17 protein-coding genes are annotated in these 14,218 nt (G+C 70.5%); 13 read left to right on the top strand and 4 right to left on the bottom strand.

Annotated features, from left to right (window positions below; all coding sequences use genetic code 11):
* The first annotated feature begins 207 nt into the window (after positions 1 to 207).
* Complete coding sequence (locus tag ACZ67Q_RS38090; protein WP_471191824.1) at positions 208 to 783, top strand: transcriptional regulator; 576 nt, start codon at positions 208 to 210, stop codon at positions 781 to 783.
* Here ACZ67Q_RS38090 and ACZ67Q_RS38085 read toward each other — a convergent pair.
* Positions 758 to 1,093, bottom strand: a complete 336-nt coding sequence (locus ACZ67Q_RS38085; RefSeq protein ID WP_471191821.1) for a hypothetical protein — start codon at positions 1,091 to 1,093, stop codon at positions 758 to 760. The two genes, ACZ67Q_RS38090 and ACZ67Q_RS38085, sit on opposite strands and share 26 nt — an antisense overlap.
* Positions 1,094 to 1,550: 457 nt before the next feature.
* Between ACZ67Q_RS38085 and ACZ67Q_RS38080 the strand changes: the two genes are divergently transcribed.
* The 3 genes from ACZ67Q_RS38080 (at position 1,551) to ACZ67Q_RS38070 (ending at position 4,563) form a co-directional block, all read left to right on the top strand.
* Positions 1,551 to 2,663 (top strand): bifunctional DNA primase/polymerase, encoded by a 1,113-nt coding sequence (locus ACZ67Q_RS38080; protein WP_471191818.1) that lies wholly within the window; start codon positions 1,551 to 1,553, stop codon positions 2,661 to 2,663.
* Between the two features lie 80 nt (positions 2,664 to 2,743).
* Positions 2,744 to 4,165 carry a DNA primase family protein gene (locus ACZ67Q_RS38075; protein ID WP_471191906.1) on the top strand — a complete coding sequence of 474 codons (1,422 nt, stop codon included), beginning with the start codon at positions 2,744 to 2,746 and terminating at the stop codon, positions 4,163 to 4,165.
* Positions 4,162 to 4,563, top strand: a complete 402-nt coding sequence (locus tag ACZ67Q_RS38070) for a DUF6009 family protein (RefSeq protein ID WP_471191815.1) — start codon at positions 4,162 to 4,164, stop codon at positions 4,561 to 4,563. Before ACZ67Q_RS38075 ends, ACZ67Q_RS38070 begins: the two co-directional genes overlap by 4 nt.
* Positions 4,564 to 4,735: 172 nt before the next feature.
* On the opposite strand, the gene ACZ67Q_RS38065 is transcribed toward ACZ67Q_RS38070, so the two are convergent.
* Positions 4,736 to 5,677, bottom strand: a complete 942-nt coding sequence (locus tag ACZ67Q_RS38065; RefSeq protein ID WP_471191812.1) for a ScbA/BarX family gamma-butyrolactone biosynthesis protein — start codon at positions 5,675 to 5,677, stop codon at positions 4,736 to 4,738.
* Positions 5,678 to 5,994: 317 nt separating this feature from the next.
* Between ACZ67Q_RS38065 and ACZ67Q_RS38060 the strand changes: the two genes are divergently transcribed.
* From ACZ67Q_RS38060 to ACZ67Q_RS38020, 9 genes are all read left to right on the top strand, one after another.
* Positions 5,995 to 7,236 carry a cytochrome P450 family protein gene (locus ACZ67Q_RS38060; RefSeq protein ID WP_471191809.1) on the top strand — a complete coding sequence of 414 codons (1,242 nt, stop codon included), beginning with the start codon at positions 5,995 to 5,997 and terminating at the stop codon, positions 7,234 to 7,236.
* A gap of 26 nt (positions 7,237 to 7,262) precedes the next feature.
* On the top strand, positions 7,263 to 8,006 hold the full coding sequence (locus ACZ67Q_RS38055) for an HAD family hydrolase (protein ID WP_471191903.1): 744 nt from the start codon (positions 7,263 to 7,265) through the stop codon (positions 8,004 to 8,006).
* Positions 7,999 to 8,769, top strand: coding sequence for an SDR family NAD(P)-dependent oxidoreductase (locus ACZ67Q_RS38050; RefSeq protein ID WP_471191806.1), 771 nt, complete (start codon positions 7,999 to 8,001; stop codon positions 8,767 to 8,769). The genes ACZ67Q_RS38055 and ACZ67Q_RS38050 overlap by 8 nt, the downstream gene beginning before the upstream one ends.
* Positions 8,770 to 8,958: 189 nt before the next feature.
* Positions 8,959 to 9,621 (top strand): ScbR family autoregulator-binding transcription factor, encoded by a 663-nt coding sequence (locus ACZ67Q_RS38045; protein WP_471191803.1) that lies wholly within the window; start codon positions 8,959 to 8,961, stop codon positions 9,619 to 9,621.
* A gap of 242 nt (positions 9,622 to 9,863) precedes the next feature.
* Positions 9,864 to 10,481: a ScbR family autoregulator-binding transcription factor gene (locus ACZ67Q_RS38040; protein WP_471191800.1), complete on the top strand. Its 618-nt coding sequence runs from the start codon at positions 9,864 to 9,866 to the stop codon at positions 10,479 to 10,481.
* A gap of 221 nt (positions 10,482 to 10,702) precedes the next feature.
* The gene (locus tag ACZ67Q_RS38035; protein WP_471191797.1) at positions 10,703 to 11,527 is read left to right on the top strand and encodes an AfsR/SARP family transcriptional regulator; all 825 of its coding nucleotides are present in this window, start codon (positions 10,703 to 10,705) and stop codon (positions 11,525 to 11,527) included.
* A 188-nt stretch (positions 11,528 to 11,715) separates the two neighbouring features.
* On the top strand, positions 11,716 to 12,537 hold the full coding sequence (locus ACZ67Q_RS38030; RefSeq protein WP_471191794.1) for an AfsR/SARP family transcriptional regulator: 822 nt from the start codon (positions 11,716 to 11,718) through the stop codon (positions 12,535 to 12,537).
* Between the two features lie 97 nt (positions 12,538 to 12,634).
* The gene (locus ACZ67Q_RS38025) at positions 12,635 to 13,459 is read left to right on the top strand and encodes a thioesterase II family protein (RefSeq protein ID WP_471191791.1); all 825 of its coding nucleotides are present in this window, start codon (positions 12,635 to 12,637) and stop codon (positions 13,457 to 13,459) included.
* A 74-nt stretch (positions 13,460 to 13,533) separates the two neighbouring features.
* Positions 13,534 to 13,797, top strand: a complete 264-nt coding sequence (locus tag ACZ67Q_RS38020; RefSeq protein WP_471191788.1) for a phosphopantetheine-binding protein — start codon at positions 13,534 to 13,536, stop codon at positions 13,795 to 13,797.
* Between the two features lie 106 nt (positions 13,798 to 13,903).
* On the opposite strand, the gene ACZ67Q_RS38015 is transcribed toward ACZ67Q_RS38020, so the two are convergent.
* Both ACZ67Q_RS38015 and ACZ67Q_RS38010 read right to left on the bottom strand, forming a co-directional pair.
* Positions 13,904 to 14,065: a hypothetical protein gene (locus tag ACZ67Q_RS38015; protein WP_471191785.1), complete on the bottom strand. Its 162-nt coding sequence runs from the start codon at positions 14,063 to 14,065 to the stop codon at positions 13,904 to 13,906.
* A 59-nt stretch (positions 14,066 to 14,124) separates the two neighbouring features.
* The coding region (locus ACZ67Q_RS38010) for an adenosylhomocysteinase (RefSeq protein WP_363269630.1) at positions 14,125 to 14,218 on the bottom strand (94 nt) is incomplete at its 5' end.

Below are 14,218 nucleotides of genomic sequence, written 5' to 3'. Positions count from 1 at the left end.
CGGCCGGGTTGCCGGCCTCCGGGTGCTCCACCGCGGCGGGTGTGCCGGGCATGGGCAGCGTCTGCCCGCTGCGACTGCCGAGCGCCCGTCCCCTGGAGGGACCGCCCGGTGGTCGAGCCCGGAGAGGCCCCGGTGCGCCCTGTACTCTCGGACCGGCAGACGTGTGCGTGAGGGCCTTGCCACATGTGTACGGGGTGAGGAGTCGAGGTGCCGGATAGAAACATCGAGTTCGGCAGATACGGTGCCCGCGGCATCAAGGGCCACGAGGCGGTCGCCCGCCAGCTGGATGCGCTCGCCAACTTCGTCGCCACCCCCGTCACAGCGCGTCGGGGCCTGCTGGCGCGCCTGCACTACCTGACGCGTACCCCGCATGCCCGGCAGTCGGCGCGCGAGGCCGGCCTGACGGTGACGGACCGGACCCTCAAGGCGTGGCTGGACGGCAGGCGCAGTCCGTCGAGGCAGAACCTCGAGCGGATCGAGACGGCGTACCGGGCGGTGCGGCGGCACAACGTGGCCCGCTACCTGCTGGCGCGCCTCAATCGTGCGGGCCGGGGCACGCGGGTGGAGTTCCACCCGCTCGATCAGTCCCAGGTCCTGGGGCCCCGTCAGCGCGCGGTGTCCTTCCGCACCCTGAACGTGCGTCACTGGGACCGTATCGTCCAGGCCTGGGCCGACGACGACATGACGGCCCTGGACGACGCCTGGATCAACGACGCAGTGGTGGACCTCGGCTCCGAATGGGGCCAGTACGAGTACGTCACCAACATCGGCTTCGCTGCCTGACGAGGTCCGCGTTCGCCGGTGTGGGCCCGGGCCGGGAGCCGGCGCGGGGCGTGACTCCGCAGTGGCCCGCCAGGTCCGCGGCACGACGCCGGAAGGCGGCTGCGGCGGACGGCTCGCCGAGCAGGGCCAGAGCCAGGGCCAGGGCCTTGCCGAGATCGGCGTAGGCGCGGGCCGGTTCGACGCGGTCGCCCGAGGCCCGCAGCAGCGGCACCGCCCGGGACAGGGCACCGCCCGGGACAGGGTCACGGGTCGGCGCGCACCTCACCCGGCGGTGATGGCGGCCATGACGCCGCACGCTCCTGTCCAGCATCGGTGCAGAGTCGCTTGAGTCGCTCGGGGTGCCCCACGCCGGAGCCGGATTCATGAGCAGCGACCCACCACGAGCTACCGGGTCGAGCCCCGGTAGCTGCCTGGCAGCAGGAAAAGCACAGGTCAGGACCGGCATCGGAGCCGTGCAGCGACTGAAGCGACTCACGGCCCGGTATATGAGGACGGTCGTGGAAGCATGCGTGTGCGCGTACAGACGTCATAGGTGGGACTTGAGTCGCTTCAGTCGCTCCTTCGTCGGCGGCAAGGCTGCGACCTGGGGTTTTCTGAAGCAACCGAGGAGCTACCGACGGGTGCTCGGTCGCCGTGGGCGTTTCTTGGGTCGCTGGCGTCAACTGCCGGTGCCGGATGGCTTTGTCGCTCACTTGGCCCCACCTTTGTCATCGTTTCGCTACTGTGTTCTCATCCTTGAGTCGCTTCGGTCGCTGACGGGGGAACACATGACCGATGAGCTGCGGGTTTTGCGCAGCGACTCACTGCGGTCCGCTGCTGCCGGAGCGGGCGCCTCGCACTCCCAGGCCATCGCGCGGTGGTGTGCCGGCCGCGGCTGGCCGGTCCATCCGCTGGCCCCGGGACGCAAGACGCCCGCGGGCAACTGCGGGCTCTGCCGTGAGCCCGGGCACACGTACCGGGGATGCCGCTGTCCGGCTGCTGGGCGCTGGTGCCACGGATTTCGGGCCGCCACGGCGGACCTCGCCCGCATCGAGCGGTGGTGGGACGACCATCCGGAGTTCGGGGTCGGGGTCGCCTGCGGGCCCGCGGGGCTGGTCGTCATCGACATCGACGCCCACCCCCGGCCGTTGCCCGGACGTGACCGTCTGCTGCCCGGCATCGACATCGCCGAGACCGTCGACCTGACCGGGCTCGCCGACGGCTTCCACACGATCGGGGTCCTGGCCGCGCTGCGTGGTGCGACGTCGCCCGCGGACGACGAGACGACGCTGCGGGTGCGCACGCCCTCCGGCGGCCTGCACGTGTGGTACCGGGCCGTGGGCGGGCGTCGATGGCAGTGCTCCTCGGGCTCCGGTGGCGGACGGGCACTGGCCTGGCAGGTCGACGTACGGGCGCACGGCGGGTACATCGTCGCTCCGGGCACCGTGACCGGGGCCGGCACGTACGAGGCCGTGGGCACCGCACGCGAGCCCGCACCGCTGCCCGCCTGGCTCGCGCGGGAACTGGAGCGCACCGGCCATCTGCCGCCCCCCGGCCGGTCCGTGAGCCGGCCGGTGCCGCCCCGCGCCCGGCAGGCCGTCGTCGCCGCAGGAGGCGGCCGCGGTGGCGCAGGCCGGATCCTGGCCTCCGTACTGGCGGAGGTGACCGCTTGTGGTGCCGTCCCGGAGGGAGCGGGATTCACCGAGAAGCTCAACCGGGCGGCGTACACCGCCGGCGGGCTCGTCGCCGGGGGCCTGCTGGACGACGACGAGGCCGAGCGGATCCTGTGGGTAGCGGCGCTGCAGGCGCGGCCCGGGCAGGAGCGGCGTTGTCGCGCGGTCATCCGCGGCGGCCTGAGCGCGGGCCGCGCCCGCCCGCTCTCCCCGGGAGGACGCCGGTGACGCGTGGCCACGGCGACACCCTCTTCGACGCCGCCACGGTCGCCGCCCAGATCCTGGCCCAGTCCGCGCCCCGGAACCGTATGAAGGAGCAGGGCGCCGGCGGACCCGCCGGTGAGGCGACCACCGACGGGCTGCTGCCCGACACGCTGAGCGATCGTGGCAACGCCAAGCTCTTCGTGCGTCTCTACGCCAACGACTACCGGCACGTGCCGGGACTCGGCTGGTTCCGCTGGGACAGCACCCGCTGGCAGGTCGACGAGGACGACACGGTGTTGTGGGCCGCCGGGGACCTGGCGGAATCCATCGCCACCACGGACCCGCGCGGCGTGTTCAGCGCGACCGCGCTGCAGCAGCACCGCCGCCGCGCCCTGAGCACCAGCGGCATCAACGCGATGCTCACCCAGGCCAGGTCCGCGCCCGGCATGGTGCTCAACGCGACGCTGCTGGACGCCGATCCGTACGCGTTGTGCACGCCCGGCGGGATCGTCGACCTGTGCACCGGGCTGCTGCGCGCGCCGGACCCCGACAAGGACTTCCACTCCCGCTCCACCACCGCGGCCCCCGAGTCGATGCCGACGCCCCGCTGGGACCGGTTCCTCACCGACACCTTCGGCGGCGGCCCGGAAGGCGCCGAGATGATCGACTTCCTGCATCTGCTGCTGGGTTACTCCATCACCGGCGATGTCGGCGCGCAGGTGATGCCGTTCCTGTTCGGCTCCGGCAAGAACGGCAAGTCGGTGCTGCTCGACGTGGTGATGAGGCTCATCGGCGACTACGCGGACGCCGCGCCCCCCGGGTTCCTCATGGCCCGCCCCTACGAGGGACACCCCACCGACCTGGCCGAACTCCACGGCCGCCGGATCATCATGTGCAGCGAGGTCAAGCCGGGGGACCGGTTCGACGAGGCGCGGGTGAAACTGCTGACCGGCGGTGACCGCATCAAGGCGCGCCGCATGAGGCAGGACTTCTTCAGCTTCCGGCCCACGCACAAGCTGTGGCTGCTGGGCAACCACCGGCCCGAAGTGGGCACCGGCGGCTTCGCCTTCTGGCGCCGGATGCGGCTGATTCCCTTCGAGCGCGTCGTCGCCGACCACCGCAAGATCGACAATCTGGCGGACGTCCTCGTCACCGAGGAGGGTCCCGGCATCCTCAACTGGCTCATCGCGGGCGCCCAGCGCTACCTGAACGGCCAGAAGGACCTCAGCGGGCCCGAACGGGTGCGTATCGCCACGACCGCCTACGCCGAGACCGAGGACCACACCGGCCGGTTCCTCGGTGAGTCCTGCACCCTGCGGCCCGGGCTGCGCGTGGAGCAGGCGCAGCTCTACGCGGTGTACCGGGCGTGGTGTCAGCAGGAGGGTGCGCCGGCCGTCTCGGCACGTGCCTTCGCCGCCCGGGTCCGTGAAATGGTAGGACTGGTGTCTCCGAAGGGGATGATCCTTTCCAACCAGCGGAAGTACTACCCGGGCATCGGTCTGGTCGCCGACGAGGAGACGGTATGAGTGCCCTCATCGCAGAGGACGAACTCGCCCACGAGGTCGACCTCGTCTGGCTGGAGGACGTCGCAGGGCTCGACTACGTCCGCCAGAGCCTGGACCGGCTGCCGACCCGGCGCGGCAGGCCCGCCTACCATCGCGACGGCCGTATGGTCGGCTACGCCCTGCTGGGACCCGAGGCCAAACCGTCCCGTTCCTCGGGGACCTTCCGCCGCCGGGTCTTCTGGCTGCTGCCGCACGATCGCGACACCGACCCCGAGGGGCTGTACGCCACCGCCGCGCCGGCCGAGGCCGTGGACCCGCGCACCGTGGCGCCGGGCAGCAAGGGACGCAAGACCGAGCGGTCCGAGGGCGGCCCGCCGTCCTCCGCGATGCGGGAGCTCGGCATACGGCTGCCGCTGTGAACGTCGCGTGGGCCGCGGTGCGTCGGTACCGCGGCCCACGCCGGACGTGCTCAATGTGCGTGTCGTCTGTCGTCCCTGAAGGTGCCTGCACTGTCGTCAGGGTGCTCCGCCCCTCCGCCGGGGAGCCGTCCTGACGGACAGTGGTGAGGCGGCGCCGGAACGCCGGTCGTGGTCAGCTGAGCAGACCGGTCAGGACGGACGTGAAGACCGGCTCGCCGTTCTGGCGTCCCGTCACTTCCACGGTCACCTGGTCGTGTTCCTGGGACGCGGCGAAGACCGCTTCGATGACGCACGGCTCGTTCAGCTCCGCGTAGCGGTGGAAGACGGTGGAGATCGCGGACGGCACCACCGTCATGGGAGCCACCAGCGCGCTCGCGGCTTGCCGCGCCGCCTCCAGCAGGACCATGCCGGGGTGATGGTCGCCGGTGTGGTCGAACAGCACCGGGTGGGTGGGGTCCGGATTCAGCAGCCATCGGTGCGGCCCGTCTGCCGGTGACAGCACCACGTCTGCGGCCCGGGCCCGCCCGACGGCGGACGGCGGCAGCGTTTCGCGCGGGATCCCGCGCGGCGCGCTCGCGTCGCAGGTGAGCCGGGTGCCGCGCAGCCGGCGGTAGACGGCGGGCGAGATGACGGTGAACCGGCCACCACCGACGGCGATCGCCTCGCCGTCGCGCCGTATGGACAGCTCCATGCGGAACCCGGTGGCCCTGCTGCCCCGGCGGGTGATGTCCGTGCAGGTCGCGGTCAGTTCCACGTCGGTGGGGGAGTGGCCGATCTCCAGCCGGTCGAGCTCCGTGCTGAACCCCAGTTCCCACATGACGAAGTGATGGCCGAGGGGTACGCCGAGTTCGGCGTGCGCGAGGAACAGCCCGGCCTGGCGAAACGTCTCTGCAGTCAGCAGCGGGTCGTGTCCCGTGCCGTCGGCGGACTGGAAGAAGGTGTGGGCCCGGGGCCACTGCCCCGAGAGGGCGAAGTGGGACTCACTCTGCTTGGTGCAGCCGGTGAGGAAGACCTCGGCCAGGCAGGCCCGGTGAACGTACTCCTTGGGAACCGTGGTGGTCAGGCGGGGCAGAGCGGGTCTCAGTTGGTCGGTCTGAGGCCAAGTCAGGTACATCTGCGTCTCCCGGAGCGAGTGCTGGGAACGGCGGGAAGTCAAAGAGCCGTCATGTAAGATACGGACCTACCGGTTTTATTCTCAATCGGAACCCGGGCAAAAGAACGGTCAAGGGGTTCGGATTCCGTGGTTCCGGAAGTGAGGGCCAGAGATGCAGGGCAGCGGCGCACTGGATCCGTTGATCTGAAGCCGACCGGCGTCACATTCTTTGGAATTTATGCTTCCGGTACGTCCCGCCGTGGCAATATCTCACGCGACTCGCACAGCCCGCTTCGAAATCCGCATCATCCGACCGGCCTTCAGGGGGAAGCCGAACGATGGAAGAACCAACCGTGCCTGCTGTCCTGGACCCCAGTGGTCGGGACGTCCACACCGAAGGTGCCTGCCTCAGAGCGCGTGGCCCGGCCGCCCGCGTCCACCTGCCGGGCGGGGTGCCGGCCTGGGCGGTCACCCGGCACGAGCTCATCAAGCGCCTGATGACCGACCCGCGGGTGTCCAAGGACGCCTACCGGCACTGGCCCGCCTGGATGAGCGGAGAGGTCGACGACTCGTGGCCGCTGGCCATGTGGGTCTCGGTACGGAACATGCTCACCGCCTACGGCGAGGAGCACAGGCGGCTGCGCCGGCTGGTGGCTCCGGCCTTCACCGCACGGCGTACCGCACTGCTCCAGACGAGGATCACGCAGATCGTCGCAGAGCTGATAGAGCGGCTGGCGAACGTCCCGCCCGGCCATGTCGTGGACCTGCGCAAGGAGTTCTGCTTCGCCCTGCCCATCCAGGTCATCTCCGAGCTGCTCGGCCTCGACGAAACGGGCTGGCAGGACCTGCACCGGGTGGTGGACGTCCTGTTCACCACGACGACCACCTCCGAGGCGGCACAGGCCAACCAGGCGGAGCTGTACGCGCTGCTCACCGGCCTCGTGGACGACAAACGGCGCTCTCCCGGAGCGGACATGACGAGCGAGCTCATCGCGGTACGGGACGAGGAGGGTTCGGGGCTCACCGAGAAGGAGCTCGTCGACACCCTGCTGCTGATCATCGGCGCCGGTCACGAGACCACCGTCAACCTCCTGGACCAGGCGATCACCGCCCTGCTCACCCACCCCGAACAGCTGCGTCTGGCCCGGCAAGGCGACGTCTCCTGGGAGGCGGTGGTGGACGAGACCCTGCGCTCCCAGGCGCCGGTCGCCAACATCCCGCTGCGCTTCGCGGTCGACGACATCGACTACGGCGACGTACGCATCGCCCAGGGCGAGGCCATCCTGCTGTCCCTCGCGGCTGCCGGGCGCGATCCGGAACAGCACGGGCCGGACGCGGACAGCTTCGACGCCACCCGCCCGACCAGCAGGGACCATCTGGCCTTCGGACACGGGGTGCACCACTGCCTGGGCCGGCCCCTGGCGATGACCGAGGTGACCACGGCCCTGCCGGCCCTCTTCGCCCGCTTCCCGCACATTCGGCTGGCCGTGCCCCCGCAGGAGCTGCGCCCTCTCGAGTCCTTCATCTCCAGCGGCCACCGCGAACTTCCGGTGGTCCTCACCCCGGGTGCCCCGCGATGAGCCGCGCCTTCGAGGAGGACAACGACATGCCCGCCACGCTGCCCCACCTTCGCCTCGCCGCGGTGAACATCGACGGCGTCCTGCTGAACGACACCTTCAGCCCCGTCATCCGGCACATGGTTCTCGAACGGGGCGGTGAGTACACCGCCGAAGTCGAGTACGGGCTGTTCTCCCAGTCCCAGCTCGTGGCCGCCCGGACGTTCGCCGAGGCCGCGAAGGTGACGCTGAGCCCACAGGAACTGCTGGACCTCTACCTCCAGGAGCGCGAGCGCTACCTGGCCCGCACCCCGGTCCGGGTGCTCGACGGCGCCGCCGACCTGCTCACCCGGCTGAGGGGGCTCGGACTGCGGGTGGTGTGCTACGGCGGGCTGGACAAGACGCACTTCGACCGCCATCTCGGCCACCTCGCCCACTTCTTCGACGGTCCGGGCTATGTGTGCACCGACCGCTTCCGCCCCGGGATCCGGGAGATCACCCGGGAGATCTTCCAGCTGCCCTACGACCGGGTGCTGTTCATCGACGACGTGGCCAGGGTCGCGGAAGAAGCACGCCGGCTCGGCGTTCCCTTCATCGGCCGTCCCGGCGACTTCGAGCACGGGCACCAGCACTCCCTCATGCGGCGGATGGGCGTACGGCACGTCGTGCGCGGCCTGCGGGAGATCGACGAGGAACTGCTGCGGACCGTGGACGGCGAAGCGGCGACGGGGATCTTCCGACCGGACGGTGAGCCGTGCGCCGCCCCAGGCCGGGCGGGAGCAGAACATGTCTGACACAGCCGCCCCCTTGAGGGACAAGGTCGTGGTCATCACCGGTGCCAGCAGCGGTATCGGCGCGGCCGCCGCCCACGTCTTCGCCCGGCAGGGCGCCCGCCTGGTGCTGTCCGCGCGCCGCGAGGAACGGCTCCGGGAACTCGCCGACTGCCTGCGTGAGCAGGGCGCGACGGTCAGTCACGTCGTCGCCGACGTCTCGCGCGGCGACGACGCCCGGGCACTGGTCGAGCACGCCATGGCCCGGTACGGCAGGCTCGACGCGGCTTTCAACAACGCCGGGACCGCCATCGAGAAGACGCCCTTGCACCTCACGGACGACGACTCCTACGAACAGGTCATGGCCACCAACGTGCGCGGCGTGTGGAACTGCCTGCGTCACGAGATCGCCGCGATGCTCACCTGTGGGGGAGGCGCGATCGTCAACACCAGCAGCGTCGGCGGGCTGATCGCCTCCTCGGTGGCCGCGCCGTACATCGCTTCCAAGCACGCCGTCATCGGCCTGACGAAGGCGGCCGCGGTCGAGTACGCCGCCCACGACATCCGGGTCAACGCGATAGCGCCCGGACTCGCCCGCTCCGAGATGGTCGACGAGTGGTTCACGCGCCACCCCGACGCCGAGGAAAAAGCCCTGCGTTCGGCGCCGCAGCAGCGGGCGGCCGATCCGGAGGAGGTCGCGGAAGCAGCCGCGTGGCTGTGCAGCGACCGGGCGTCCTTCGTGACCGGCGCGACCTTGGCCGTGGACGGAGGACGGACCGCCTGGTGACCGCCGGGGCGGCAGCGGCCGTCCCGGACGGGCAGGAGGGCCGGGGCATCCGATCGTGGCTGCCCCGCACGCCCCTTGACACGCGCGTTTGCCCTTGTCCCACCAAAACGTACCCGCTCTGCTCTTTTCCGCGGCGCTATGCGGTAAGGTACGAGCTGTTTGGTTTAATTTTCAGCTTGAGGAGGGTCCATGGCGCAGCAGGAACGAGCTGTCCGGACCCGGCGCGCTGTTCTGGAGGCTGCCGCAGCAGTCTTCGCAGAGCGTGGGTACGCGGCAGCCACGATCGGCGAAATCCTCAACCGGGCCGGGGTGACCAAGGGCGCCCTGTACTTCCATTTCGACTCCAAAGCGGCCCTGGCCCAAGGGGTGCTGCAGGCGCAGATCAGCAACGACTACCACGTGTCCAGGGAGTTGAAGCTGCAGGAGTGGGTGGACGCGGGCATGACCCTGGCCAAGCGCCTGCCGCAGGAGCCGATGCTGCTCGCGGGCGTCCGGCTCTCCGCCGATCTGCAGAGCCGTGACGCCTTCGGCAGCGCATGGCCCGCCTGGACCGAAGTCACCACGTCTTTCCTGACCGAGGCCAAGGAGCGCGGCGAGGTGCTCCCGCACGTCGTGCCCGCGGAGACCGCGCAGGTCTTCCTCGGGGCGTGGATCGGCGTGCAGTACGTCTCGCAGGCCATGGCCGGCTGGGCGGACCTGGAGGTGCGCATGTCGGCGCTGTTCAACCACATCCTGCCCGCCATCACCGCGCCGGCCGTCCTGGTCAGGCTCGACACGGCCCCCGACCGGGGAGCCCGCGTCATAGCCGAGGTGCGCGAGCGGTCCTCGTCCCTGGCAGGCGCCGGCAAGTGACGCTCCCGCCGGTGTCGGAGCAGCATTCCGCTTGTCCGCCCTGTCCGCCTCGGACGTCGCAGCGCGGGTAGCCGTACCCGTCCCCGTCCACCAGCCCGGCAGGGCATCTTTCCCCGCCTAAAACAAACCATCTATGCGGTTTGATAAGGTAGGGTGTGTCTCCGATGAACGGCGCGCCATGCGTGAAGAGGTGAGCCGTGGGCTGCAAGGCCGGTCCCCGAAACCGACCCAGGGAGGATCGGATGGTAAAGCAGGAGCGTGCCGCTCGGACACGCCGGGCGCTGATCCAGGCGGCGGCGGAGACCTTCGCCGGCGAGGGCTACGTGCCGGCGTCTCTTCCGGTCATCAGCGAACGGGCCGGCGTGAGCAAGGGGGCCCTGCACTTCCACTTCGAGAACAAGGACGCGCTGGCCCGCGCCGTGGAGGACGAGGCGGCGCGGGCGGTGGAGCAGATCATCGACTCCGCGCAACAGCGGCCGGGCCTGACGCGGCTGGAGCTGCTGGCCGACGTGGTGCGCGCACTGATGTCCCGCATCGCCACCGACGTGGTCGTGCGGGCCGGACTGCAGATGGACGGCGATGTCACGCGCAAGGGAAGTCCCGCCCTCTCCCGGCACTGGCAGGCCTGGGTGGATGAGGTCCTGCAGCAGGCCGAGGAGGAGGGTGAGTTGGCCCAGGGCGTCTCCTGGCGTGCGATGGCGACGACCGTCGTCGCCGCGACGGTCGGTCTGCGCGTACTGGCCGCTCAGGACGAGGCCTGGCGCTCTGCGGACCGGGTGGAGCAGGTGTGGACCGTGCTGCTGCCCGGACGGGCTCACGACGGTCCGCCGGAGTCCGAGGGGTTTCTTTACTCCCCGTGAAAACATCTTGTGCATGCTGGTTCTTCGTACCGGAACCGAGCCTGGCTCTGTGCATCAAACCGGACAAATTGGGTGAAGAGTAGCTATATAGATCCGCTCAGGGAAATTAAACAATCCAGCCGGTTTGATATTGACAAACCGCCTGGATTGTTTTTCAATCGTTGACCTACCCGCTTTTCAGGCGAGATCGACTGCGCCGACGGGACGACAGGGGGATTGGCGTGGACATTCAGGTACTGGGCGCCCTGGGAGTGCGGGAGGGTGGAGTCTCCATCACTCCCACCGCGCCGAAGGCCCGGCAGGTACTCGCTCTGCTGGCGCTGCACGCCGACCAGGTGGTGCCCGTTTCCGCGCTGGTCGAGGAGCTCTGGGCGGACCGACCGCCGCGCAGCGCACGCACCACGTTGCAGACGTACGTGCTGCAGCTGCGCGAACTCATAACCGCCGCCCTCGCTCAGGACACCACCGACCCGGTGACCGCCAAGGACGTCCTGGTGACCTGCCCGAGCGGGTACCGGCTGAACACCCGGGGCGGGGCCAGCGACGTGCGCGACTTCGAACGACTCGCCGGTCTCGGCTACCGGGCCATGGACGCCGGCGACCACCCGCGTGCCGCGCGGCTGCTGCGCGAGGCCCTCGGCCTGTGGACCGGCACTCCCTTCGCCGACGTCCAGTCGGGCTCCCAGCTGGACATCGAGTCCAGGCGCCTTCAGGAGAGCCGGCTGTGCGCCCTCGACCAGCGCATCGAGGCGGACCTGCGGCTGGGCCGGCACCGCGAGCTGCTCGCCGAACTCACCGTGCTGGTCAGCCAGTACCGCACCCACGAGAACCTGCACGCCCAGTTCATGCTGGCGCTGCAGCGGTCGGGACGGCGCAGCGAGGCGCTCGACGTGTACCGCAGGCTGCGCACCACGCTCGTGCGCGAGCTCGGCATCGAGCCCTCCGCGGCGCTGCGCCGCTTGCAGCGCTCCATCCTGCTGGCCGGTCCGGAACAGACGGCGGACACCCCCGAAAAGGCGCCTCGGCTGGCGTCGGCGGTGGGATGAGCTGCTAAGCACTAGCAGATCGCCCGAGCGCCGCAACAGCGCCCCGATGAATCGAGTGCAGGCGTGCTCGACAGGGGCTCAAGGATGCGGGTGCCACCGATTTTCGGCCGTTACGGTGCCAGTCAGGCGCACCCGCCTCTTCGAACACGCAGTCGGGGAGAAGAAGACGCTAAGGGGGAAAAGAAACCATGAGGATTCAGGTACTGGGCCCATTGAACGCCGAGATCAGCGGTGTCTCAGTGGTGCCGACGGCGAGCAAGCCCCGGCAGATCCTGTCGCTGCTCGCGCTGTATCCCGGCCGTGTCATGCCCGTTCCGACCCTGATGGAGGAGATCTGGGGAGCCGACCCGCCGGTCAGCGCCCTCACCACACTGCAGACGTACATCTTGCAACTGCGCCGGCGACTGGGCACCGCAATGGGACCCGACTCGCCGCGCAGCGCCAAGGAGGTGCTGGCCACCCGGCACGGCGGCTACCTGCTGCAGATCCCGCGGGAAAGCGTGGACGCCCACGTGTACGAGCGGCTGGTCTGCGCGGGACGGGCGGCCTTCGAGGCCGGTGACGACGCCCGCGCCGCCGAAACGCTGCGCCAGGCGCTGGACATGTGGCAGGGCCCGGCACTGGTCGACGTAAGGGTCGGTTCGATCCTGTCCATCGAGACCCTCCGTCTGGAGGAGAGCAGACTGGTCACCGTGGAGCGGCGCATCGACGCCGACCTCCGGCTGGGCAAGCACACCGAACTGCTCGCCGAGCTCAAGGACCTGGTCGTCCGTCACCCGCAGCACGAGGGTCTGCACTCGCAGGCCATGGTGGCCCTGTACCGGTCCGGCCGGCAGGCCGCGGCACTCGACGTCTACCGGCAGCTGCGCATCCGGCTCATCGAGGAGCTGGGCGTGGAGCCGTCACCCCAGTTGCAGCGCCTGCACCAGGCCATGCTCACCGTCGACCCCGCGCTCGACGTGGCCGCAGGTCCCCGCCGCGGCTCGACCTTCGATCTGTACGCATCCTGACGCGCGCGGCCGCCTGCGACTGTCGAGCCTGCCTCTAGCACCGTCGGCAAGCCTGATGGGGCCCGTGAACACACCAGGGGGCCAAGGAGGGGCGGACATGGCGGACACAGCGCCACCCGTACGGCTGTACTGCTTCGCACACGCGGGGGCCGGAGTCTCCGCCTTCAACGGCTGGGCCCGCACCATCGGCCCCGACGTCGAGACCGTGCCCGTTCTGCTGCCGGGCCGTGAGCGGCGGCGCCGCGAACCGCGCCTGACGGACCGGGCGGCACTCCTCACCGAACTGCTGGACCAGGTCAGGCCCGAACCCGGCCAGACGTTCATCCTGTACGGGCACAGCCTGGGAGCCATGGTGGCCCACACCCTCACCCAGGCCCTGCACGAACAGGGACGCCCCCTTCCCGCGCTGCTCGCCCTCGGGGCCTGCCCGCCGCCGGACGAGCCCAGCGAACTCTCCGACGCGTGCGGCACCGTCGACGACCGGCTGCTGCGCCGGCTCCACGCCATGGGAGCCGTGCCCGACGGAGCCGAGCCGGACGGCTACTGGCACCGGGCGGCGCTGCCGGTGCTGCGCGACGACCTGCGCCTGGCGCACGCGCTGCGGGTCTTCGCCCGCAGCACGGCCGGCACCCGTGGCCGGGTACCGGTGCCGCTGCTGGCCGTCGCGGGGGACCGCGACCCGCTGGCGCCGCCCCCGGTGGTCGACGGCTGGCGCAGATGGTCCGCCGGGCCGGTGGTGACCCGCACCGTCCGCGGTGACCACTTCTTCGTACGAGGTGACGTGCTGCCCCGGCTCATCGGCCGGGCCGGCCGCGTCGTACGGCGGCTGGCCACCGTGCCCTTCCAGGACGGGCACGCCACACCGGCCACACCGCACGGCGGCCCACTGATGCCGGGCCGGCGAGCCGTCCCGGTCGGGTGACACCGCCCGAGCCCCCGCACCGATCCACTCACCCGCTGAATGTGTCCGGCACGAGAAGAGAGAGAGTCACCATCATGCAACCCCTCGACATAAAGGACCTGGTCGTTCTGCTGCGCACCAACGCCGGTGACAGCGACACCTTCGACCTGGACGGCGATGTGCTGGACGTGCCGTTCGACGAGCTCAACTACGACTCGCTGGCGCTGCTGCAGGTCACCGGTGCCATCGAGCGCGACTACGACGTCGCCCTCGACGAGGAGGCCCTGGAAGAGGCCGAGACCCCGCGCCAGTACCTGCAGGTCGTCAACCAGGTGCTCGCCTCGTCCCAGGCGGCCTGAGCCCGGCATCCCCGGATGCCCTGCCGCGATCCGCGACGCCCGTAGGGGCGGTCCCCTCCAGGACCGCCCCTACGGGCGTCGCCCGTGCTGCTGCCTGCCGTCCGGGTCAGTCGATACCGCGGACGATGTGCACTTCCGTGGCGTCGTCGTCCTCGTCCGCCCCTGCCAGAAGCAGCGGTGGGGCGAGCACCGGAGTCAGAAACCGGGCGTGACGCGAGGGGGCGAGGCGGAGGTGCTCCTCGCGGCTTTCGTGGCGGGTGTCGTACACGCTGTCCTCCTTCTGCGGCGGCAGCCCGGGCGGTCGCGTCCGGCCCGGGCCGCGCCCTTTCAGTAGCGGTAGTGGTCCGCCTTGTAGGGGCCGTCGACGTCGACGCCGATGTACGCGGCCTGTTCCGGGCGCAGCGTGGTGAGCTTGACGCCG

This window comes from Streptomyces sp. NPDC036813, from assembly GCF_055609245.1.
The sequence above is the reverse complement of the archived record's forward strand: the minus strand, read 5'-3'. Positions and strand labels throughout refer to the sequence as shown.